This window comes from Arthrobacter bambusae (assembly GCF_030812595.1).
Classification (GTDB): domain Bacteria; phylum Actinomycetota; class Actinomycetes; order Actinomycetales; family Micrococcaceae; genus Arthrobacter; species Arthrobacter bambusae_B.
This window is the reverse complement of the sequence record NZ_JAUSSZ010000005.1, coordinates 157602-179592: the sequence shown is the minus strand read 5'-3', so window position 1 is coordinate 179592 and position 21991 is coordinate 157602. Positions and strand designations below refer to the sequence as shown.

The following is a 21991-nucleotide window of genomic DNA, read 5'->3' as shown; positions in this document are numbered from 1 at the left end:
CGCGTTAAATCGGGGAATCCGACCTGTGGATAACCCAATTTAGGGCTCGACGGCGGGCAACAATTGAGCATGTCCCGCACTCCGATGCCCGCGCAGCTTCCAAACGGTTCGTTTCCGGCGTCGGCCGCGGAGACCCTCGGACTGAGCCAGAAGCAACTGCGCCGCGAGGGTATTGTGACCTTGTCACGGGGACTGCGCCTGCCGCTACACTGCACAGGGACAGTGGCAGAGCACTTGCGGGGTTACATCGAGCTCGATCCAGAGTGCCTCCTGAGCCATGGTTCCGCGGCGCGGATCTATGGCATCAGCTTGTCCAAAGCACTTGATGCGGACTGGCGGATTCACCTGGCCCGCCCGGGTGAGAGATGGAAACCGCGGAGGCGGAATGTTGTTGGGCACCAACTGACGTTCAAACCGGGTGAGGTGATAGTGCTCGACGGCGTCCGGCTCACCTCGCCCGCGCGGACGTGGCTGGACTTGGCCCAACTGATGAGTATCGACGACATTGTCGCGGCGGGCGACTCGATCGTGGTCGAGCACGGCGAATACCATCCCCGGCCGCGCAAGGCGTTGGCGACCGTCGACGATTTGAAGGCGATGGTCGCAGCCCATCCGGGAATGCGCGGCGTGCGGAAGGCCCGGCTGGCCCTGGACCTGGTTAGAGTCGGCGCGGATTCGCCGCGGGAAACGCAAATGCGCCTTATATTGCTGCATGCAGGTTTGCCTGAACCCACGTTGAACCACGTCATCTTCAATGAGTGGGGTGCCCCCGCTGTATGGCCCGATGCCGCGTACCCCAGGCAGCAGGTCTCCCTCCAGTACGACGGCGGTCATCACGGGGAGGATGAGCAATACAGGAGGGACATTAGGCGACAAACGCTGACCGAACGGCTGGGTTGGCGCGAAGTCCGGGTCCACCATGAGGATTTGCTCGGGCCCCGGCCGGGAGTGGTAGAGAAAGTGCGGCGGGCACTGTGGGTTGGCCGCGAGTTGGCAGCAGGTGCCCGCAAAATCGGATTTTGAGGGCATCTGCTGCCAGTTCGCGCGAAGGAACCCTAACGGAGCTTGTCGCGCAGCTTCCGGGCCAGTTGGTAGGCGCCGTAGCGGAGCTTGTTGACGGGAAGGTCCCACGTGCCCGGGTAGGCGATTTCACGGCCCCCGAAGGACTTCTTGAACGCAGTGAATCCGGCCCACTTGTGTTCAGGCTCGTCCTCCGGCGCCACGCCCCACAGGTCGACGTGCTTGAGTCCTTTGTCCTTGGCATCGGCCATAAGCGTCACGAGCAACGGAATGCCCACGCTGAGCTTGCGGTGCGTGTCATCGAGGGCCGCGTGGGCGTAGGTGCGCGTGTCGGCGGAGTCGTAGGCCAAAGCCGCCGCAATGGGCTCGCCTGCAAGTTCCGCGATGAACAGCGTTGCGGCACCGGCTGGCATGAGGGAGCGGGCCACCGAGCTCAGGTAATCATCGCTTTGGGGCTTGAAACCGTTGCGCGCGGCGGTCATGTGCAGGAAGTTCAGGAGCACCGAGATCTCTTCGGGATCCTGCGAAGACCGGAAGGTCACACCCTTCTTGTGGATGTTGCGGTAGAGGTTCCGGTTGGTGGGTTTCATGCCGGCAAGGACGTCTTTGAAATCCCCGTCCAGATCCACGATCCAGCTCAATTCAGGTTGCTGGTTGGACGGCGCCGGCTGCAGTCCGCGTTCCCGCAGGATGGCGCCGGCGTCGGCGGCGTCGAACCCGGCGGTGACCGGTTCCATCCGGACAAACACGGCCCGGCTTCGGCGTGCGATCGCCACGAGTGCGGCTACGGCTTCGTCGAAGGCGCCCAACGAGTCGGCCACGGGTCCATAGGGCGTGTAGATGACCTTGCCGGCGGGGTTTGTTTCCTCCACAGCGAGGAAACGCCACCCGGGACCGGATTCCTCGTGCACCGTACGGCCGAGGGAACGCTGGAAGGACGCCCATGCGGGCGTTTGCAGGAAGTATTCCACCGCTTAGCTTTCCGAACCTGTTGTGACGGCAAAGGCGACGCTGGTTCCCGTTGCACCGGTTACCGGGTGCACCATGACGGGCTCTTCGGACGCCGGGATGAACGCGCTCCCGCCGCGCTCCACCGAGAGCTCGCTCTTGGGGGAGTCGAGCACGACCGAGCCCGACACCACGACGACGACGGCGGGACCGGCCTGGGCTATCGGCACCGGTTCCGCTCCGGGCGCCAACTCGATGCGCTGGAGCTGGAATTCCCGGAACGGCGGCACATAAAGCTCCTGGCCGAGTATGGAGATCCTGGGCTCGATGCGCGGTACGCCGAGCGAAGCGAATTCGATGGTCTTCAGGAGTTCCGGGACATCGATGTGCTTGGGAGTGAGGCCGCCGCGGAGCACGTTGTCCGATGCCGCCATCACCTCGACGCCGAGGCCTTTCAGGTAGGCGTGGACGTTTCCGCCCGGCAGGTACACGGATTCGCCCGGGGACAGGAAGACAAGGTTCAAGAGCAAGGAGATCAGGACGCCGGGATCTCCCGGGAACTCACTGTTGATGTCCACCATGGTGGAAAGTTCCGCGGCATGCTGACCCATCGGAGCGCCCGATTTCAGGATGGAAACCAACTGCTCGGTGGCCGCGGAGACGGCGTCCCCGCCGGTAATCAACCGGGTGAACGCAGCTTTGAGTGCCGAGGGCTCGTCCGAGCCGGAGAGGTCGGCGATGACTCCGGCGATGACGTCAGGAACGTCGACGGCGGCAAGGTCCAAGAGTGCCGTGAGGTGCTCGAAGACACGCTGCGACTCGGCGGCCGGACGGAAACCGCAGAGGGCGTGAAACGGCGTCAAGGCGAAGATCATCTCCGGCTTGTGGTTGTCGTCGCGATAATTGCGCTCGGGTGCGTCCGCCGCCAGGCCCGCGGCATTTTCCTTCGCGAAGCCGTCCCTGGCCTGCTGCCGGCGAGGGTGTACCTGCAAGGAGAGAGGCTTGTCGGCTGCAAGGAGCTTGGCGAGGAAAGGCAAGCGGGGACCGAACTCGGCCACGCTCGCCTCACCAAGGAAGTGCACCGGATCCGAGCTGATCAGGGCGTCCAGGGCGACGGTAGACCCATCCGGACGGGCGGCCAGAGACGGCGAGTCCGGGTGCGCTCCGATCCACAACTCTGCCTCCGGCCCACCCGAGGCCGGCCTTCCCAGCAGCGTCGCGATCGCCGTCGTCGATCCCCACGCGTAGGGGCGGAGAACATTCTCAAGCTGGTACACGGCAGGGGATCCTTGTCATTGCGGGACGGTTCATTCGGGATTGCCGGGGAGTGCCTCTTAGCGGCTGCTCCGGGCAGAGACGTTCGCCGTGGAGAAGACTTCGGCGACCTTGTCGCGGAGCCTGGCGCCCTTTTCGGTGGCCGTGTTATTGAGCTCCTGGGCGAACTCGAGCAGCTCGCCACGAAGCCTGACAGCCAGTTCATCGGTTCCGGATGCCAGCATGCGGACGGCCAGGAGGCCGGCGTTGCGGGCACCGCCGATGGAAACGGTGGCTACGGGAACGCCGGCGGGCATCTGCACGATGGACAGCAGGGAATCCATGCCATCCAGGGTCTTCAACGGGACCGGGACACCGATGACGGGTAGCGGGGTGACGGAAGCGAGCATGCCAGGCAGGTGGGCCGCGCCGCCTGCTCCGGCGATGATGACCCGGATGCCGCGCTCATGGGCGGTCTGGCCGTAGCGGATCATTTCCGTGGGCATGCGGTGTGCGGAGACGACGTCGGCTTCGAAGGGAATGCCGAATTCGGCCAGGGCGTCCGCAGCGGCTTCCATGACGGGCCAGTCGGAGTCGGAGCCCATGACGAGGCCTACGATCGGTGCGGCGTTCGCCGGGCCGTTGTTTCCGGCATCCATATTCTCGGCGCTCATGCGGTCTCCTCTGAGGTGGTCTCGGCCGGCATGCGGCCGTCACGGATGATGTCGGCCACTACGGTGGCGCGGTGTCGGATGGAGTCGACGTCTGCCGTCGAAGTGCCAACGAGGTTTACGTGCCCGATCTTGCGGCCGGTCCGCACGGACTTGCCGTAGCAATGCACCTTTGCGGCCGGTTCGTAGGCGAGGGCCTTGGGGTAGGCGCTGTAGAGATCCTGGTTGTCGCCGCCCAGGAAGTTCTTCATGACCGCCACCGCACCCAGGGCGTCGGTGGCGCCGAGGGGAAGGTTCAGGACCGCGCGCAGGTGCTGCTCAAACTGGCTGGTGACGGAGCCGTCCTGGGTCCAGTGGCCGGTGTTGTGCGGCCGCATGGCTAGCTCGTTGATCAGGAACCCGACTCCGACGCCGGGCGTTTCGAAGAGTTCCGCCGCCATGACGCCCGTGACTCCGAGTTCGTTGGCGATCCGCAGCGCTGCCTCTTCGGCTGCGGCAGCGACCTCCGTCGGAATGTCCTGGGCCGGCGCAATCACTTCGTCGCAGACGCCATCCACCTGGACGGTGTGGACAACGGGCCACGCACGGGATTCGCCGTCGGGTGTCCTCGCAACGAGCGCGGAAAGCTCGCGGCTGAAGTCAACCTTCTCTTCGGCCAATAGCGGGCTCATGGCGTCGAACCAGTCCGTGGTGCTCCGGGCGTCGTCGGCGGAGTGGATGATGCGCACGCCTTTTCCGTCGTAGCCGCCGCGGGGAGTTTTCAGGACGACCGGCCAGCCGGTCTGCTCGCCGAAAGCCACCAGGTCTTCGACGCCATGGACGGCAGCCCACGCCGGGTTGGGGAGCCCCAGGCGGTCGATTGCCGCGCGCATGACGAGCTTGTCCTGTGCGTGCACCAGGGCATCGGGGCCGGGCTGGACGTTGACTCCGGCCTCGATAAGCGCCCTCAAGTGCTCGGTGGGGACGTGCTCGTGGTCGAACGTCATGACGTCCAGACCTTGCGAGAACTCAAGGAGGGCGGCGAGGTCCTTGTAGTCGCCAATGGGAGCCGTTGCCACGGCCTGGACCGCGGAAACATCCTCATTTTCGGCAAGGACCCGGAGTTCAAAGCCAAGGGCGGTTGCGGCCGGGGCCATCATTCGTGCGAGTTGGCCGCCGCCAACCACGCCAATTACAGGAAAAGTCACAAGGTTCAGCCTACCGAACCGGCGGCTGGTTCCTTGATTCTGTTCGCTGCCAGGGCCCCTGCGGCGTCAGTGCAGGGCTGTTGGCACCGGACAATTCGGCAAGCTCCAAGGAATCGGAGCTAAAATAGAGCCTCGGCCCATCGGCCCCCTAGAACAACGGCCATGGAGGGTCATGATCAACACACTTGCAGATCGTATGCGCGGGCTCGCCTCGCTCTTTTGGCGCGAAGTAGCGAAGTTCGGCGCTGTCGGCGGTGTTGGGTTCGTCATAGATAACGGCTTGACCTACTATCTCATGCACGGCCCGATGTCGGACAGCGAAGCCAAGGCCCGTTTCGTCGGCGCCACCGTGGCCACGGTGTTCTCCTGGATCGCCAACCGCTTCTGGACTTTCCGGCACCGCCGCCAGGCGAATGTGGTGCGCGAGTTCGTGATGTTCATCATCATCAACGGCATCGGCATCGGTATCTCCACTGGCTTCACCGCCATCGCCAAATACGGCATGAACATCCAGGACAAGAACGTCCTCTTCGCCGCCGGGATCGTCGGCATCCTCGTGGCCACCGTGGTGCGCTTCTTCGCTTACCGCTTCCTCGTGTTCAACAAGGAGCTCGACGAAGAAGAGGCCTTCTCGCACGACCACGAGATCATCGACGCCCACCACAAGGCCAAGGCCCAGGCAATCCACGCCGCTGGCTCGGCGGCTGGCTCCGATGAAGGCGAAGACGCGGTCAAGCGCCGCTGACGCGCTCGTTGTCCAAAAGGTGCTGGGTGACCTCAACGTCCGGGTGCACGAGGACTACTGAACCGTCCTTGTTCCACGCGCCCAGTGCGTCCGCGAGGGCCGACTCCAAACCGTCGGCCGCCCGGACCAGCAGCCGCACGCCGGCGTTATGGTCCTTGGCGAAGCCGTCCAGCAGTTCGCTGTGGGAGTGTCCGGGGCCGGTCCAGCGCAGGGCCGGCAGTGCGGCGTCCGGTTCGGTGTGCGCCATGAACACATCGCCGTGGGAGCGGACTTCGGCCGCGTAGTCCACGACGCCGGGCGGCAGCTCTCCCGGCCAGCGCATCGCGAGTGCCGCGAGCGGCACGGCGACGACGGCGTCGAAACCGGCTCGTGCTCCGACGTCCGGGGTGTCTGTGACAAGCAAATCTGCGCTGCCGCCGTCGAGCACCAGTTCCATGCCCAGCTGCCATCCGGCCAGTGCCCACACGAGGGACTTCCAATGGGCCGGCAGGTCCAGGCGAAGGCTCATGCCAGGCTCGGCGTCGAGTTCGTCCTGGAGCAGGTTGCTTGTTTTTGCCACCCAATTGTCCAGGACCCGCCCTGAGAGCTCCACACGTTCGGCGTCAGGCCCGTACCAAGTCAAGCGGGGGGATGTGGCGTTCCCGGAACGCAGGGCTGCCATCAGGTTCATCGCTGGGGTGCTCATGGCTACATCTTGCCACGGGGCGCCTGCGCCACCGGATGGGTGCGTGGATGTGTGAATTGCACCACATGGGGCCGCGGGGCGGCGAGGGTGCGGCGGCAATGGGCGGAAGCGATTTCCCCGAAATTCAACGTAAATTCATCTAAGTGATGTGGGACTTCCGTTTTTCGCCGGGGCGCGCGGAAGAGGACGGGAAAATCCCGGGCGTGGCGCGCCGCAAGTTAGTGCGGAAAGTTGATTATTATCCCGGCGCGGCTTGACGGCTTGCTAGTTACACGCGTGTAATTAGATATCAAACGCCGCTGCGGGAGTATCGGGTACATAACCGAGTACCGAATGAGCACGGCAGCAGCTGCAAAAATCAGGAGGGACGCCATGGGGCAAGCGTTGCGTATCCAGGAAGATGCAGTCGTCGCGGAATATGCGTCGGTGAAGTACCGATCGCGCGAAGTTCCGGGGGATTGGTATGTTGACCCGGCAGATCCGCAGGCGGCGGACCGCTATATCGAAACCACTCGGGAGTCGCTGGAAGAGCAAGCTACAGCGCTTCTTGCTGCCCACGAGGCTCTTGTGGGGGACACTCCGGTAGATCCGGAGGACGATCTCGATGATCCCCCCATGGAACTGCGCCGTCCGTTCGACAACCCGGCCCAGCCGGTATGGATCGGGTTGCCGGGCCAAGGTGACTTCGACGACGAAGGCGAACTTGGCTGGCAGACGGACGCCCTGTGCGCCCAGACTGACCCGGAGGCGTTCTTCCCCGAGAAGGGCGGCTCCACGCGGGATGCCAAGAAGGTTTGCGGCGCGTGCAATGTCCGTTCGCAGTGCCTTGAATACGCACTTGCCAACGATGAACGTTTTGGTATCTGGGGCGGGCTCTCCGAGCGCGAACGCCGCAGGCTGAGGAAGCGAGCGGTCTAATTCTCAAGGCAGTACACGTTACCGCCGTCGTCGTCTCGCATGACGGCGGTAACTATCTCCCCAGGACCCTGGCGGCTCTGCTGGACCAGACACGTCCGGCAGATGCCGCCATTGGCATTGATACGGGCTCCCGCGACAAGTCCGCAGCGTTGCTGCAGCGGGCCCTCGGCGATGCCAACGTCACCAGCACAGGCGAACACAAAGTAGGTTTCGGTGCGGCCGTCATGGCCGGGCTGGCCCGATCGGCCCCTTCGCGTGGGCCTGAGGCCGTGGAATGGATCTGGTTGTTGCATGACGACGCCGCTCCGGCCCCGGATGCACTCGCCGAGCTTCTTCACGCAGTCGAGCGCGCGCCTTCGGTCACTGTGGCCGGTTGCAAGCAGTTGGCCTGGGATGCGGAACGCAGGCTCATCGACGCTGGTTTGTCCACGAGCCGTTGGGCCGAACGGCTGACGCTCATTGAAGCCGACGAGCTCGACCAAGGCCAGTACGACGGGCGAACGGACACCTTCGCGGTGAACTCCGCGGGCATGCTGATCCGCCGCGATGCCTGGGAGCAGCTGGGCGGTTTCGACCCCGCCCTTCCCGGCGTGGGAGACGACGTCGATTTCTGCTGGCGCAACTGGCTTGCGGGCAACAGGGTTGTGGTGGTTCCGACGGCGCGCATGTTCCACGTGGAGCACCGGCCCCACGGCTTGGCGACACCCGCGGCCGCACGCAAGAGCCAAGTCCACTTGAGGCTCACCCATGCTGCCCCGTGGAAGGTTCCGCTGCACGCGCTTGGCGCGTTGCTTGGGAGCATAGTGCGGCTCGTCTTGAGCATCCTGGTCAAAGAACCGGGTTACGGGATTTCCCAGCTTGGCGCTACCCTTGCGGCGCTCGCCCGTCCAAGGGCGATTTGGCGGTCCAGGCGGAACGCGGCCCGGACGCGACGCGTCCGGCGCTCGATGGTCAAGGGTCTGCAGGCTCCGCGGCGCGAGGTCCGGGCCCACCGCCGCTCCCTTGTCGAGGCGATTGGCGCAGACGAATTCGAGGAGACGGATACCCTGGCTCCGGAACCGAGCGGCGACGCCGGTGACGATTTCGTGGCCCTTGCTACGAATGAGCGGGGTTGGATCGGCACCGGGGCCGTGGCGGCCGGATTTGTGGCGCTGGCTGCCTCGATCGTGGGACTGCCAGGGCTCCTGGGTGCAAACGGGGTGACTGGCGGAGGCCTCTTGCCTTTGTCCGCCACCGCCGACATTTGGCGCTCCGCGTCCAGTTGGTGGATCAGCTTGGGTGCAGGCTTGCCCGGACACGGGGATCCCTTCGCCTACATCCTGTGGTTTGTGTCGCTGCTCGGCGGAGGCGACTCCAGCACAGCCATCGCCTGGCTGTTGCTGCTGGCCATGCCGATCTCTGGCCTGGGCGCGTGGTTTGCCGCTGGCGCGATGACCACGCTGCGCCGTTACCGTTTCATTGCGGCGCTGATCTGGGCCGGTGCGCCGGCCCTCCAGGTCGCCTTGAACCAGGGAAGGGCCGGGGCCCTCCTGGCCCACGTGGCCATGCCTTTGCTGGTGTTGGCCCTCTTTCGGGCCACCGGAACGGCTCTGGGGCGCGACGCTGGATTCGACCAACACCTGAAAAGCCATCGGGTGCAGCCGTCCGCCTACACCGGAGGCAAGCCCGTGCAGGGCAAGCCGGGCGTCAACGGGACTCCGTCGTGGACAGCCGCTGCCGCGGCCGGGCTTGCGCTTGCCGTAGTGACGGCGTCAGCGCCGTCGCTGCTGGCTCCCTTCGCCGTCCTCATTGTTTTCTGCGGCATCGCCTTGGGGCGGCGTGGCCGGACCATCTGGTGGTCGCTGCTTCCGAGCGCCGCCCTTTTTGCGCCGTACGTCGTGTCGGTCCTGGAAAGGCCCCGCGCCCTGTTGGCCGATCCCGGCCTCCCGCTGGGGTTCGAAGCAGCACCGTTGTGGCAGCAGATTCTCGGCCAACCCCTCAAATTCGACGTCAATGGTGGATTGGCCGGCTTGCCCCTCTTTGGCCCTTCCGGTATTCCATGGGCACTGGCTCTCGCCGTGCTGGTGGGTGCGCCGGTCCTGCTCCTGGCCATCGCCGCACTCTTCGTGCCTGGACGGCGGTCCCGCGTCACACGTTTCCTCTGGGCAGGGGCCCTTTTGCTCCTCGCCTGGGCATGGCTCGCCGGACATGTGGCAACCGGCGTCGACGGCAACCTGCTCGTCTCGCCGTTCACCGGGCCGGCGGTTTCCGCCGCCGGGTTCGCGATCCTGGGCGCGGCGTTGATCGGCGCCGAGAACCTTCTCCGGCTCAAAGCCAAGGCAGAGGAGGGCCGCCCGGTCCAGCGCGCGGCTGTCCGGACCGTTTCCGCTCTCGCAACCCTCCTCCTCATCGCCGGGCCGTTGGCCAGCATGGGGCTATGGGCAACCGGAAATGTCCTGGCCGGCGCAGGCACCTCGCCTGCACCGATCGGCGCGCTTGGCGCGCCGCGCCTGGTCCAGCCCTCAGGGCCGGGCACCTTGCCCGCCACGGCCGTCGACCATGGCCAAGGGCCGGAACAGACCCGGACGCTGGTCATCACCGCGGATGATAGCGGGGGCTACACCTCTTCCCTGATGCGGGGAGCCGGAACTACCTTGGATTCGCTTTCCACCATCGCCGCGGCACGTTCCATCGTGGGTTCACCCGGGCAGGAACGCCTTATGGCCGACGACGACGCTACTGCGTCCATCCGGAACGCCGTAGCCACGATTGTTGCTGGAACAGGCGTGGACCCCCGGCCCGGCCTTGAGCAGCTCGGCGCGGGATTCGTGGTTCTGAAGTCAGCCGACACCGCTGCCCCGCTGATGGCCAACCGGATCGATTCCGTTCCCGGCCTGGTGGCGGTGGGCAAGACCGATTCCGGCTGGCTGTGGCGTGTCACTCCTCTCAAACAGGCCGCCGCAGCCGATGCCGAGACTGCGCACCGTGTCAGGGTGGTGGACGCAAAGGGTGCCGTTGTTGCCCTCTTGCCCTCCCTGGGAACGTCTGTCGCCGGAAACATCCCGGCAGGCGGGGACGGACGCCAGATAGTGCTCGCAGAACGGGCCGACTCCGGCTGGAGTGCCTGGTTGGATGGCCGCCAACTGAGCCCGACGACATCCGGATGGGCGCAAGCATTCAGCTTGCCGCCCGCAGGCGGCCAGATCGAGATCCGCTACACCACCGTCTGGGAGCCGTGGCTCGGCATTCTGCAGGCCGTGGTTATTGGACTGACGGTCTTGCTGGCCATCCCGGTGCCCGCCCGCAGGCCGAAGGCCGGCCATCTGAAGGAACAAAACTCTCTCCGTAAGGAGTACAGCAGTGTCTGACAACCAAGGCCCGGCACCCGAGGCCAGTGCGGAGTCGAGGAGGCGCGACCAGCGCAAAGCCGTCCCCAAGGGCCGCGACCAGCGCAAAACCGCCTCCAAGAACAAGGCCGTTGTGTTGGGAGCGCTTTCCGCGACGTTGCTCCTTGCCGCGGGTGCAGGAATGGTGTCGGCAGCATCCATCCTGCCTGCCCCGTCGGGGAACAAGAGCGTGGACATTGCCCTCGCGGATGTCCCGGCAGGCAGGACAACCGCAGTGTGTCCGGCTCCTCCGCGCCTTCCTGAAGGTTCCGCGGCGGGCACCGATACCCAGTTCAGCCCTGTCTCGCGTTCAGCAAAGAGCTTCCTCGATGCCGTAGTCCTCAGTGACGCCAAGGGATCGGTTCCCGGTAGCAACATCGCGTCGCTGGGTGGCGCTCCGATCGCCGACATTGCCAAGCCTCCCGCCAACGCCCAAGCCCCGGCGTCAGGTCCTCCGGTCCTGAATGCCGGCGTCGTGGCCCAGAGGCCCGCGGCCGACGTCACTGTGGTGGGGGCAGATCCCGTGAGCGGCCAAAGGGCCGCGGTAGCGGGCTTGATGAGCTACACCGCGAGCGACGGCGATCTCCGCGGCCTGGCGGCGGCCCCCTGCCAACAGCCAGTCAATGATGCGTGGCTCCTGGGAGCCAACACCGCACTGGGGCGACTGGCGGTTTTGAACATCAGCAATGCTTCGGGAACACCGGCTACCGTCAATCTTGACCTTTTCGGTGCCCATGGACAGATCCAGGCCCCGGACAGCCGCGGCCTGCTCGTATCCCCGGGAACTACCCGGTCCATCAACTTGGCTGGACTGGCCCCAAACGAGGGGCAGCTTTCGGTTCATCTGCGCAGCAGCGGCGGCCCCGTTGCGGGAACCATTCAGCAAAGCGTCCTCCGGGGACTCACTGCCGGCGGTGTCGAGCTCATTACTCCAGGTGCTGGTTCGTCTGATTCCCAAGTCATGACCGGGGTGGACATCCAGGACCCGGCCGCCGTGAAGTCACTTGCGGACAAGCCAGGTTTCGCCGATGTTGTTCCTGCCTTGCAGATCACCGTCCCTGGTCCTGTGGACGCCGTCCTGGACGTGCGCTTGTTCGGGCCGAACGGACAGCGCGCTTTGCCCGGCGGGGGAGCGGTGACCGCCAAAGCAGGTTCAGTCACCGAAGTGCCGCTCACGGGCGTCCCGGCCGGCATGTATACCGTGAGTGCTACTTCGGATGTTTCCTTCATCGCATCCGCCCGCGTGACGCGGGGACTAAAGGCCGGGGATCCCCTCGATTTCGCCTGGTCTCCGGCTGCGGGCCGCCTGGGCAGCCAGCATGTAGTTGCGGTGCCTCAAGGCGATTCGCGTTCCCTGAGCTTCGGCGTGCCTACGGGCCGGGCCACGGTCAGTTACACGCCCGTCACTTCGGACGGCAAGCTGCACAAGACCGAAAGCGTTGATATCGCCGGGGGGACTACCTCAGTCATCGCCGTTCCGGATAAGTCCGACGGCGCCGCGGTTTCCGGCTACGTCGTGTCCGCGGCAGGCGACGCGGCCTACGGCGCGCTCGTGCTTGGCCAGGACGGGCAGTCCGGGGTTTCGGTCCTGGCTATCCAGGATGGCGCTGCGGGCCACGAAAAAGTGCAGGTCAACCTGGGTTACTGATAACGACGGCGGTAGACAGGGTCCAGGGTCTCCGGCGGCACGCCGAGCATCTCGGCGGTGTACTCGACAACGACGTCGTGCACCAGGTCCTGCAGGTCCTCCCGGCCGCCGGTGGTGTGCTCTACGACGCGTCGATAGATGGTGATTACGGGTCCTGCGCCGTGGGCTGCAGGGGTGTATGCGCCCAGCGGTGCCGGGGTTCCCTCTGCCACGAGTTGCTCAAGGTTTGGCGGGATCTCGTCGACGGCGAACGCGACGCCGTCGAGCCTTTTGCCCCACATATCCTGCAGCCGTTCCGCGGAATCGAGCACGAGGTCATCGAACCTTTCGGCACGCGTCCGGTAGCCGGGAAGGTTGGGAAGGATGATTTCCCCCCGCAACCCCCGTCCATGGCGGTTCCTGCGGCGCTCCCTGAACCCGCGCGCGGATGAGCCCGCCGTCGTCATTTCCTGGCTGTCGCCGGTGTCAGACAAACGAACTGTGAAGCCCGGAACGTGGTGCTGTGACTGCATATATCGACTCTAGACCCGTGATTCGGCCAACGCGACATAATGCCGTCAAAGAGGCAATGCCCCGCGCCGCGGCGAAGTGCGGCTAATCTGGGATGTTGTGGGTGCAATTCGTCAGTGTTCCAGATCAGCTTGCCGCCAATCCGCGGTGGCTACTTTGACGTACGTCTACGCCGAATCGACGGCGGTGCTTGGTCCGTTGGCCACCTATGCCGAACCGCATTCCTACGATCTGTGCGCGCAGCATGCCGAGTCGCTGACTGTGCCGAGGGGCTGGGAAGTCATGCGGCTCGCCATGCCGTCCTCCCCGCCGGAGCCGGGGCCGGACGATCTCCTTGCCTTGGCGAACGCTGTGCGCGAAGCCGCATCGGCCCCGGCTCCGGCGGCGCCGGAACAGCGCACAGTCCGCGCTCCCTTCGACGGCCCGGCCCCCGTAGAGGGAACAAGGCGCCACCTGCGCATCCTGCGCGACCCCTCCTGAACCCCTGTCCCACTGCAACCCTGGACCACTGCAACCCCGGACCACGGGAAATTACCGTCTTCTTGCCCTGTGTGTCGCCGTTCCCTGCAGGACAAGCTGTGTGACACCGTTCCCTGCGCCGCCGGGTTGTACTCTGGAAGCTGCCATATCTGTCCAAAGCGGCGTCCGCTAGATGCCATCCAGGGAGCTTCAACCATGCCAAAGGTCAGTCCTGAATTGTTGTCCATCCTGCGGTGCCCCGTCACCGGGTCCCCGCTGGAGCAGGACGGCGAGGAACTTGTCTCGACGGTTGCGGCGGCCTCGGGTGAAAAGGTCCGCTATGCCATCCAGGACGGCATCCCCTTGCTGCTGCCCCCGGAACTGCTGGCCGCAGCCAACGCCGCGTCTTCAGGCCAGCACGACGCAGGCCAGCACGACGGTCCCCGCCACGCCTGAGCCCCATCTGACTCGACTGACTCGACCATTAGGTACACTTCCAAAGGACTTCCATGACTTTCGACTACAAGGTTGCAGACATCTCCCTGGCTGAAGCCGGGCGCCACCAGATTCGACTGGCCGAGCACGAAATGCCGGGCCTGATGTCGTTGCGGACGGAATTCGGTCCGAGCCAGCCGCTCAAGGGCGCGCGTATTGCGGGATCCCTGCACATGACTGTGCAGACCGCGGTTCTCATCGAGACCCTGACGGCCCTCGGCGCCGAGGTCCGGTGGGCCTCTTGCAACATCTTCTCCACGCAGGACGAGGCCGCTGCCGCCGTCGTGGTCGGCAAGGGAACCGTCGATGATCCCCAAGGTGTTCCCGTGTTCGCCTGGAAGGGTGAGACGCTCGAGGAATACTGGTGGACCGCCGAGCAGATCCTCACCTGGCCGGGCGCGGACGCCAACCCGGAGTTGGGCCCCAACATGATCCTCGACGACGGCGGCGACGCCACGCTGCTGGTCCACAAGGGCGTCGAGTTCGAAGCTGCAGGCGCGGTGCCGAGCGCCACGGAAAGCGACCCCGAAGAGTATGCAATCGTCCTCGACGTGCTGCGCAAGAGCCTTGAGGCCGATTCGAAGAAATGGACGCGCATCGCAGCCGGCATCCGCGGCGTGAGCGAGGAAACCACTACGGGGGTACACCGCCTCTACCAGCTTGCAGAACACGGCAAGCTCCTGTTCCCGGCCATCAACGTCAACGACTCGGTGACCAAGAGCAAGTTCGACAACAAGTACGGCATCCGCCACTCCCTGCCGGACGGCATCAACCGCGCCACGGATGTCCTCATGGGCGGCAAGGTCGCCGTCGTCTGCGGCTATGGCGACGTCGGCAAGGGGGCCGCTGAGGCGCTCCGCGGCCAGGGTTCGCGCGTGATCGTGACCGAGATCGACCCCATCTGCGCACTCCAGGCAGCCATGGACGGATACCAAGTAGCCAAGCTGGATTCAGTGGTGGAACAGGGCGACATCTTCATCACGACTACCGGCAACAAGGACGTCATCATGGCCTCCGACATGCTCCGCATGAAGAACAAGGCGATCGTGGGCAACATCGGCCACTTCGATAACGAGATCGACATGGCCGGACTGGCAAAGATCCCCGGTGTCCGGAAGGTCGAAATCAAGCCGCAGGTACACGAGTGGGTGTTCGCCGCAGCCGACGGCCGCGAAGAGCGATCGATTATCGTACTCTCCGAAGGCCGCCTCCTGAACCTGGGCAATGCCACAGGCCACCCCTCCTTCGTCATGAGCAACTCCTTCGCCAACCAGACGATCGCCCAGATCGAGCTGTGGACCAAGAAGGACCAGACTGGCTCTGGCCCAGGCGCCACGCGCGAATACGAGAACCAGGTCTACGTGCTGCCCAAGATCCTCGATGAGAAGGTCGCCCGCCTGCACCTGGATGCTTTGGGCGTGGAACTGACCGAGCTCAGCAAGGAACAGGCGGAATACCTGGACCTGGACGTTGCCGGGCCGTACAAGCCGGAACACTACCGGTACTGAGAAACTGAGAACATCGGCTGGGAGCACGCCGCGCAGGCGCGCTCCCAGCCAATATCAAGCCGCGCCGTTTAGGATTCGGCTGTGGGGCGTGAGCCCTTTGGGGGCGTGAGTTTTGGAGAAAACAGGAATGGGTCTTAATCCCGACGGCGAGCAAGCGGACACTTTCGAGCATGTGGATGCTGCGCGGCTCTTCGACACTGAACCGGGCAGCGGCAGTGCCGATTACTTGGACACTGCTTACCCGGATGCCGCTCACCTGGGCCCTGCGGCGACGAATCGACGCAGGTTCCGGAAGGTCGCCTGGATTGTGGTCGTTTGCCTCATTGCCGCGCTCAGTGGCACGTTCGCCGCAGTGGCCCCGCATGCGGCCAGCGCGGCAATCGAGTCCGAGGGATCATCAGGTGAACGCAGCGAAGCGTCCGCCGTGCTCCCTGTGGTGAAGCCTGCCACGGTGGTTGCCTCGCCGGCCAGTGGCGCGAAGCAAGTGAACCCGGCCGCGCCCGTCACGATCAGCGTCAAGGACGGGACCCTGGACAGGGTCTCTTTGACGAGCGCCCGGGGAAAGACCGTTGACGGCGCGTTGACCCCGGATGGGTTGAGCTGGACCGCGTCCACGCCTCTCGAATTCAACTCCTCCTACACTTTCAATTACACGGTTGCGGATACAGTCGGCCGCGCAACGTCGAAGACCGGATCGTTCACGACGGTTTCCACCCAGAACGAGGCAGACGCGGCCATGTACCCCCTGGACGGGTCGAAGGTGGGGGTTGCGCAGCCCCTCCAGCTCACGTTCAGCGAACCCGTGGTCAACAAGGCCGCCGTTGAGAAGGCCATCAAGGTCACATCCACCTCGGGCCAGGTCGGGGCCTTCCACTGGTTCAGCGACACCATGGTGCGCTACCGCCCGGAGAACTTCTGGGCAGCCAACAGCACCGTCACCGTGGACCTCAAGCTGTTCGGGGTGGATTTCGGCAACGGCCAAATCGGAAACTTCAACAAGACAAACACCTTCAAGATCGGCGACAAGAAAGTAGCGGTTGCCGACGCTGTCGCCCACACGTTCACGGTCAGTGTCAACGACCAGCAAGTCGGACAGTGGCAAGACACCATGGGCGACACGAGGTTCCCGTCCGCGCGCGGCTACTTGGTGCTCATGGAAAAGTACCGGGTAGAGCACATGGATGCCTCCACCATCGGCCTCAAGCCGGGGGATCCGGCCTACTACGGTCAGCTTGACGTCAACTACGCCACACGCCTGACCCCCAGCGGCGAGTTCATCCATCAGGCCACCGACGCGGCCCTGCCGTACGTCGGCGTCACGAACCTGTCCCACGGTTGCATCGGATTGGGACCGGACGGCGCGAAATGGGTATACGACAACATGACAACCGGAGATGTTGTCCAGGTGGTCAATACGCAGGGTGACTACGCCAATTTCGACGACGGTTTTGGCGACTGGAACATCCCCTGGGCCCAATACGCCAACTGAGCAATACGCCAACTGAGCAGTACGCGAACTGCGGGCCTTGCTAGCGCGTAAACGGGAGCCTGTTGAGTCGATCCCCGACGATGGCGCTGCGTTGTTCCGCCCGGCGAAGCCGCGCCAGGTCCCGGTTTCGCCGCTCGCCCAACACGGCGTGCAGATAGTTTTCCGGCGTCGTTCCGGCGGGCGGCGGTGGGGCGACGTAAGCCGCTAGTTCGCTTGCGAGGGCCGCCGCCAGGTGGGCGCGCGACTCCGGTGCCATGCGCCAGGCCTGCTGGATGAACTGTGAGGCCCGCCTCGCGGTGCCATCCGGAACCCTGCCGATATCCGCGAGTCCTACCCAAGCCTGCAGGTGCCCGGGAGCGTAGGGGAGGATCTTGGGTTCAGCGGGAACGCGCTGCCGGAGCGAATAAGTTCCTGCTACGACGTCGCCAAGCCTCTTCGACTTGTCGTTGAACAGCGCCACGGCAATGGCCAATCCGCCGAACGTCGCATAGATCTCCAGGAAACCGATCAACCCGCGGATCACCGCGTGCCGGAAGCGGATGGAACCGCCGTCGTCGCGCACGATCCTGAGCCCGGTAGCCAGCTTGCCCAGCGAGCGGCCACGACTCAGCGTTTCCACCGCCACGGGGACCACCACGAGGCACAACACGACGCTGGTCAAGGCCATCGCGCGGGCCGCGGCCACGTCCACATCACGCACCGCCATACCGATCAGGAACAACAGGCCCAACAGCAACACAATATGGACCAGGACATCGAGCATGAGCCCAAGGGCCCTCGCGCCGAAGGATGCCGGCCTCAGTTCAAGGACGACGGCCTCGCCGGTAATGATAGAACTCAAGCCCGCCCCCAAGCATTGCCGCGATGTCTGCAGGACCGGACGGCTCCCGCTGGATCGAGTTTAGCCGCGGCTACGGATGCGGGGGAGGGCTTTGCTTGGATTGGGACTATTTGGGGAGGGATGGGATTAGGGTTGAGCCGTGGACATGGATGCCTTCTCCGTGGTGAACGGGACCAAATGGTCCCGCCTGCACGAGCTTGCGCACAAACGACGCCTCGACGGCGCTGAAGCCGACGAGCTTCTGCGTTTATACCAAGTGGTGTCATCGCACCTGTCCCTCATCCGGTCTGTGGCCCCGGAGAGTGCACTCTCCGCATCGTTGTCGGCGGCCCTCGCCCAGGCCCGCACCCGCTTCACCGGGGCTCGATCGAATTTCATGGAAGACCTCGCCCGCTTTTTCGTGGTGTCCCTGCCTGCCGCGTTCTACCGCCTGCGCTGGCTCACGGTATGCTGCGGGGCTTTCTTCTGCCTCGTGGCCGCGGCCTACACACTCTGGATCGGTACGTCGCCGGACGCTTTGAGGGCCCTCGGAAGCAGTGACGCAGTGAAGCAATACGTCGACCATGACTTCGTCGGCTACTACTCCGAGAACCCTGCGGCGTCCTTCGCCGGCGCCGTCTGGACCAACAATGCCTGGATCGGGGCGCAGTCCGTGGCCCTGGGCATCACCGGATTCTGGGTGCCGTACATGCTGTTCTCGAATGCGCAGGGCGTGGGGATCGCCGCTGGCGTGTTCGCAGCCACCGGCAAGATGGATGTGTTTTTCAGCTACATCCTCCCGCACGGCCTCATGGAGCTGACGGCGGTGTTCATCGCCTCCGCGGCCGGCCTCCGCATTTTCTGGGCGATGGTTTCCCCGGGGCCGCGGCGCAGGATGCAGGCAGTCGCGGAAGAAGGGCGTTCCCTCATCACAGTGGCGCTGGGCTTGGTGCTTGTCCTGTTCGTTTCCGGACTCGTAGAGGCCTTTGTGACGCCCAGCCCGCTTCCTGTGTGGGCAAAGATCCTGATCGGTTCGCTCGTTCTCACGGCATACTGGGTTTATGCCTTGGTGCTGGGCGGACGGGCATTCCGTGCCGGCGCCACAGGCGACCTGGACGCAAACGACGCCGGCTACCGGGAGGTAGCCGCCTGACGACACGCCGGTCCGGCCGCAATCCGACCTTCGCCGGGGTGGCTCATCGTCTCCCCACGCGGGCTGACGGTAGGCTCAAAGGCAGAGAAGATTGCCAGCGGACCGTTCCTGCTCCGGCATGTGAATCCTACGGAAGTGAATCCAAGTGACCGAGAAGAGCCCGATTCCGAAAGACCCGGACGCGGACGTCCACGACGACGGCGATGAGCCGGCCTTCGAATGGATGAAGCCTGCGCCCAAGTCCGCGCCCGCTGACTCGCGCCCGGCCGCTGACGCGCGCCCGGCCGGGGCTGCCGATGGAGCCCGGGACTCTTCGACGACGCGTGTGCCCGAAGAGGGCAAGCCGGGAGCCGGGCCCGCGGCAGCACGGGCCGCGGCGGCACAGCAGCCTGAAAGCCGGGCAGACCGCAAAGCCGCCGAGGCTGCCCAGGCGGGGCCCGAACGGGCGCTCTTCGCAGAGCCTCTGCCGACGTCGGCCCTTCAGGTCCGCCCGCCGGAAGCGGAGGTGGAACGTCGTAACCACGAGCGGGAGCAGGCCGCCAACGCCAAGCCGCTGGCGCCGCGCATTTTCCAAGTCCTGCTGGCCGTGTTCTACCCGGTGGTTCTCTTGGTGCTGGCAATCCGCGCCGTTGCGAGTCCGCTGTTCCTGTGGGTGGAATACTATCGGCCGGGATTCCCCGGCGATGGTTATGGCTTCAACGCCGATGACCGGATGACCTATGGTTCCTATGCCCTGGACTATCTAAGCAACTGGTCCGGTCCACGTTACTTGGGGGACCTCGTCAATCGGAACGGCGAGAAGCTGTTCAAAGAAGGCGAAGTTTCCCACATGGCCGACGTCAAGACTGTGATGCTTTCCGCATTCGGTGCGGGCGCCCTCATGATCATCATTGGCATCCTCGCCATGATCTATCTGCGCAAGCGAAGCACGGGCGGGATCCGCCGCGGACTGTTTGCAGGTTCGATCGTCACCCTGGTGCTCATTATTGGACTGGGTACGCTTGCTGCGCTCGGCTGGCAGCAGTTCTTCACTGAATTCCACCACATCTTCTTCGCCAACGGAACCTGGACTTTTGCGCTGGATGACACGTTGATCCGCTTGTTCCCGGGACAGTACTGGATGGACTCCGGAATCGCGATCGGTGCGTTGGTCTTCGTCACGGCCTTGCTGAGCCTCATCTTCACGTGGCCTACGCGCCGTCGTCGCGGACTCCCTCCCAAGAAGGAAGCCGCGGCGGAAGCCAACGTGGCTGCTGAATCGGAGGCCCCCACGGGGGCCGGCATGGCGGAGGAGTAACCTCGGCAACAACGTAAAGAGCGGTCCGCCCGGGAACCAAAGTCCCGGGCGGACCGCTTTTTGCGTGTCCTGCCTTTCCGGCAGGCCCTACTAGATCCAGGAAGGCATCCACATGCGCATGCGCCAGTCCTGGTAGCTGATCACTTCCGCCGTCCACACCGGATAGAAGAACGCCGACAACAGCACGGCAGTGACCACCACAAGGCCAACCAAGTACAGGCCGGAGCGGCGTCGCCACGGAGGAGCGTCGCTCTTACCGAGCACAAGCCCCAATCCATAAACGAGAGCCAATACCAGGAAAGGCTCGAAGGAGAGCGCATAGAAGTAGAACATGGTGCGCTCCGGATACATGAACCACGGCAAATACCCGGCGCCGACGCCGGCCAGGATTGCCCCCGCCCGCCAATCGCGCCGTCCGGCCCACCAGAACAACACTACGAAGAGTGCAATCGTGGCACCCCACCAGACCACCGGGTTGCCGACGGACAGGATCGCCGACGTGCAGTTGGGCAGATCGCAGCCAGGGGTTCCCTGCTTGGGGGACTCATAGTAGAACGACGTGGGCCTGCCCATGACCAGCCAAGTCCACGGACTCGCTGAATACGGGTGGGGTGAACTGAGGCCTTGGTGGAAGTTGTAGGCCTGCAGATGGTAATAGGCCAGGGAGCGCAGCGACGCAGGGATCCAGCCCCACGTGGCGGAGGGATTCGTATCCGCCCAGTGCCGGTAATAGGCGTCCTTGGAGAGGAACCAGCCCGTCCACGTCGACAAATAAACGGCACCGGCCACGGGGATCATCGTGAAGAACGCCGGAATGCCGTCCTTGACGATCGCGGCGCTCGGCCAGCTCCGGATGCCGGCAATGCGCCGCGCGCTCATGTCCCAGAACACGCTCATGAGGCCGAAACCAGCCACGAAGAACAGCGCGGACCACTTCGTGCCGACCGCCAAGCCGAGGCAGACACCGGCTGCCAGCCGCCACCAGCGGAATCCGAGCCACGGGCCCGACGCGAGGTTCAACGCCGTCGGCCGGCCGTCCTTGGAGGCGCCCGCAAGCGCGGCGAGCCGTGCCGCCAGGCGGCGGCGTCCGTCGTCGCGATCCATCAGCAGCGCACCAAAGGCCGCAAGCAGCCAAAACATCAAGAAGATGTCCAGCAGTGAAGTCCGCGACATGACCAAGTGGTGGCCATCGACGGCGAGCAGCAGCCCCGCGGCCGCGCCCAGGATGTGGGAACGGAACAGCTTCAAGGCGATCAAGGCGATCAGGAAAATGGAGAGGGTGCCCGTCAGGGCCGCGGAAAACCTCCATCCGAAGGAATTGTCCGAACCAAAGAGCCACATCCCGAAGGCGATCATCCATTTCCCGACCGGGGGATGCACCACATACTCGGGGGAGTTGAGGAGGACGTTGGGGTTGCCTGCATTGAAGGCATCGTTGGCCTTGTCCGGCCAGGCGCGCTCGTACCCGCTGACCAGGAGCGAGTAGGCATCCTTGACGTAGTAGGTCTCGTCGAAGACGAGGCTGTGCGGGTCATCGAGCCGGACAAAACGCAGGATCCCACCGATGACGGAGGTAATGGTGGGTATCAGCCAGAACCAGAGCCTCAAGGACGGCGGGTAATCCCGCCAGCTTTGGATGCTTCCAATGAGCCGCGTCCGCAGGGCAGCGGCTGTGAAAGCTTCCTCTGGCCGGGTCAACCAGTGCCGCGTCAACCAGGATTGCGGGGCGGGGCGCACGGAGGTATCGGTCACTCAGCCCATGCTACCTTTTGCCTCCGGTAGCTCCCTGAAAGCCGGAGCGGGCCGGGGCATTAGGCTT

The 21991-nt window shown here is 64.8% G+C and carries 19 protein-coding genes; 11 read left to right on the top strand and 8 right to left on the bottom strand.

Annotated elements, in window-relative coordinates; translation table 11 throughout:
• The first annotated feature begins 69 nt into the window (after positions 1-69).
• Positions 70-1023: an endonuclease domain-containing protein gene (locus J2S96_RS09150; protein WP_306862079.1), complete on the top strand. Its 954-nt coding sequence runs from the start codon at positions 70-72 to the stop codon at positions 1021-1023.
• Between the two features lie 32 nt (positions 1024-1055).
• Here J2S96_RS09150 and J2S96_RS09145 read toward each other — a convergent pair whose 3' ends face one another.
• The 4 genes from J2S96_RS09145 to J2S96_RS09130 are packed head-to-tail and all read right to left on the bottom strand — an operon-like array spanning position 1056 to position 5080.
• Positions 1056-1991 (bottom strand): lipid II:glycine glycyltransferase FemX, encoded by a 936-nt coding sequence (locus J2S96_RS09145; protein ID WP_306862077.1) that lies wholly within the window; start codon positions 1989-1991, stop codon positions 1056-1058.
• A gap of 3 nt (positions 1992-1994) precedes the next feature.
• On the bottom strand, positions 1995-3245 hold the full coding sequence (gene manA, locus J2S96_RS09140) for a mannose-6-phosphate isomerase, class I (protein WP_306862074.1): 1251 nt from the start codon (positions 3243-3245) through the stop codon (positions 1995-1997).
• Between the two features lie 57 nt (positions 3246-3302).
• Positions 3303-3896 carry a 5-(carboxyamino)imidazole ribonucleotide mutase gene (purE, locus tag J2S96_RS09135; RefSeq protein WP_306862072.1) on the bottom strand — a complete coding sequence of 198 codons (594 nt, stop codon included), beginning with the start codon at positions 3894-3896 and terminating at the stop codon, positions 3303-3305.
• On the bottom strand, positions 3893-5080 hold the full coding sequence (locus tag J2S96_RS09130; RefSeq protein WP_306862069.1) for a 5-(carboxyamino)imidazole ribonucleotide synthase: 1188 nt from the start codon (positions 5078-5080) through the stop codon (positions 3893-3895). Before J2S96_RS09130 ends, purE begins: the two co-directional genes overlap by 4 nt.
• 172 nt (positions 5081-5252) lie before the next feature.
• Between J2S96_RS09130 and J2S96_RS09125 the strand changes: the two genes are divergently transcribed.
• Complete coding sequence (locus J2S96_RS09125) at positions 5253-5825, top strand: GtrA family protein (RefSeq protein WP_306862066.1); 573 nt, start codon at positions 5253-5255, stop codon at positions 5823-5825.
• Here J2S96_RS09125 and J2S96_RS09120 read toward each other — a convergent pair.
• Entirely contained in the window at positions 5812-6510 is a 699-nt protein-coding gene (locus J2S96_RS09120; protein ID WP_306862063.1) for a TIGR03089 family protein, read from the bottom strand. The genes J2S96_RS09125 and J2S96_RS09120 overlap by 14 nt on opposite strands.
• 372 nt (positions 6511-6882) lie before the next feature.
• Here J2S96_RS09120 and J2S96_RS09115 point away from each other — a divergent pair, with 372 nt between their 5' ends.
• The 3 genes from J2S96_RS09115 to J2S96_RS09105 are packed head-to-tail and all read left to right on the top strand — an operon-like array spanning position 6883 to position 12441.
• A complete protein-coding gene (locus J2S96_RS09115; protein ID WP_306862298.1) occupies positions 6883-7428 on the top strand; it encodes a WhiB family transcriptional regulator in 546 nt (181 codons plus the stop codon).
• Positions 7428-10775 (top strand): glycosyltransferase family 2 protein, encoded by a 3348-nt coding sequence (locus J2S96_RS09110; RefSeq protein WP_306862296.1) that lies wholly within the window; start codon positions 7428-7430, stop codon positions 10773-10775. Before J2S96_RS09115 ends, J2S96_RS09110 begins: the two co-directional genes overlap by 1 nt.
• Entirely contained in the window at positions 10768-12441 is a 1674-nt protein-coding gene (locus tag J2S96_RS09105) for a DUF5719 family protein (RefSeq protein ID WP_306862059.1), read from the top strand. Before J2S96_RS09110 ends, J2S96_RS09105 begins: the two co-directional genes overlap by 8 nt.
• On the opposite strand, the gene J2S96_RS09100 is transcribed toward J2S96_RS09105, so the two are convergent.
• Positions 12435-12953 carry a metallopeptidase family protein gene (locus J2S96_RS09100; protein WP_306862056.1) on the bottom strand — a complete coding sequence of 173 codons (519 nt, stop codon included), beginning with the start codon at positions 12951-12953 and terminating at the stop codon, positions 12435-12437. The genes J2S96_RS09105 and J2S96_RS09100 overlap by 7 nt on opposite strands.
• Positions 12954-13050: 97 nt before the next feature.
• Between J2S96_RS09100 and J2S96_RS09095 the strand changes: the two genes are divergently transcribed.
• The 4 genes from J2S96_RS09095 (at position 13051) to J2S96_RS09080 (ending at position 16902) form a co-directional block, all read left to right on the top strand.
• Complete coding sequence (locus J2S96_RS09095) at positions 13051-13431, top strand: DUF3499 domain-containing protein (RefSeq protein WP_306862053.1); 381 nt, start codon at positions 13051-13053, stop codon at positions 13429-13431.
• Positions 13432-13626: 195 nt separating this feature from the next.
• On the top strand, positions 13627-13866 hold the full coding sequence (locus J2S96_RS09090; protein WP_306862051.1) for a Trm112 family protein: 240 nt from the start codon (positions 13627-13629) through the stop codon (positions 13864-13866).
• Between the two features lie 53 nt (positions 13867-13919).
• Positions 13920-15413 (top strand): adenosylhomocysteinase, encoded by a 1494-nt coding sequence (ahcY, locus tag J2S96_RS09085; protein WP_306862048.1) that lies wholly within the window; start codon positions 13920-13922, stop codon positions 15411-15413.
• 127 nt (positions 15414-15540) lie between these two features.
• Positions 15541-16902 carry a L,D-transpeptidase gene (locus tag J2S96_RS09080; RefSeq protein ID WP_306862045.1) on the top strand — a complete coding sequence of 454 codons (1362 nt, stop codon included), beginning with the start codon at positions 15541-15543 and terminating at the stop codon, positions 16900-16902.
• Between the two features lie 40 nt (positions 16903-16942).
• Here the strand turns inward: J2S96_RS09080 and J2S96_RS09075 are convergent, their stop codons facing one another.
• Positions 16943-17743, bottom strand: coding sequence for an RDD family protein (locus tag J2S96_RS09075; protein ID WP_306862042.1), 801 nt, complete (start codon positions 17741-17743; stop codon positions 16943-16945).
• Between the two features lie 139 nt (positions 17744-17882).
• On the opposite strand from J2S96_RS09075, the gene J2S96_RS09070 reads away from it, so the two are divergent.
• Together J2S96_RS09070 and J2S96_RS09065 are read left to right on the top strand one after the other, a co-directional pair.
• The gene (locus J2S96_RS09070; protein WP_306862039.1) at positions 17883-18875 is read left to right on the top strand and encodes a stage II sporulation protein M; all 993 of its coding nucleotides are present in this window, start codon (positions 17883-17885) and stop codon (positions 18873-18875) included.
• Between the two features lie 145 nt (positions 18876-19020).
• The gene (locus tag J2S96_RS09065; RefSeq protein WP_306862037.1) at positions 19021-20172 is read left to right on the top strand and encodes a TIGR01906 family membrane protein; all 1152 of its coding nucleotides are present in this window, start codon (positions 19021-19023) and stop codon (positions 20170-20172) included.
• 90 nt (positions 20173-20262) lie between these two features.
• Here the strand turns inward: J2S96_RS09065 and J2S96_RS09060 are convergent, their stop codons facing one another.
• Complete coding sequence (locus J2S96_RS09060; protein WP_306862035.1) at positions 20263-21924, bottom strand: dolichyl-phosphate-mannose--protein mannosyltransferase; 1662 nt, start codon at positions 21922-21924, stop codon at positions 20263-20265.
• Positions 21925-21991: the final 67 nt, after the last annotated feature.

Excerpts from the sequence above, each read along its gene's own strand:
- J2S96_RS09150 (WP_306862079.1), top strand. The coding sequence starts at position 70 with ATGTCCCGCACTCCGATGCCCGCGCAGCTTCCAAACGGTTCGTTTCCG.
- purE (WP_306862072.1), bottom strand. The coding sequence starts at position 3,896 with ATGAGCGCCGAGAATATGGATGCCGGAAACAACGGCCCGGCGAACGCC.
- J2S96_RS09125 (WP_306862066.1), top strand. The coding sequence starts at position 5,253 with ATGATCAACACACTTGCAGATCGTATGCGCGGGCTCGCCTCGCTCTTT.
- J2S96_RS09120 (WP_306862063.1), bottom strand. The coding sequence starts at position 6,510 with ATGAGCACCCCAGCGATGAACCTGATGGCAGCCCTGCGTTCCGGGAAC.
- J2S96_RS09115 (WP_306862298.1), top strand. The coding sequence starts at position 6,883 with ATGGGGCAAGCGTTGCGTATCCAGGAAGATGCAGTCGTCGCGGAATAT.
- J2S96_RS09100 (WP_306862056.1), bottom strand. The coding sequence starts at position 12,953 with ATGCAGTCACAGCACCACGTTCCGGGCTTCACAGTTCGTTTGTCTGAC.
- J2S96_RS09090 (WP_306862051.1), top strand. The coding sequence starts at position 13,627 with ATGCCAAAGGTCAGTCCTGAATTGTTGTCCATCCTGCGGTGCCCCGTC.
- ahcY (WP_306862048.1), top strand. The coding sequence starts at position 13,920 with ATGACTTTCGACTACAAGGTTGCAGACATCTCCCTGGCTGAAGCCGGG.
- J2S96_RS09080 (WP_306862045.1), top strand. The coding sequence starts at position 15,541 with ATGGGTCTTAATCCCGACGGCGAGCAAGCGGACACTTTCGAGCATGTG.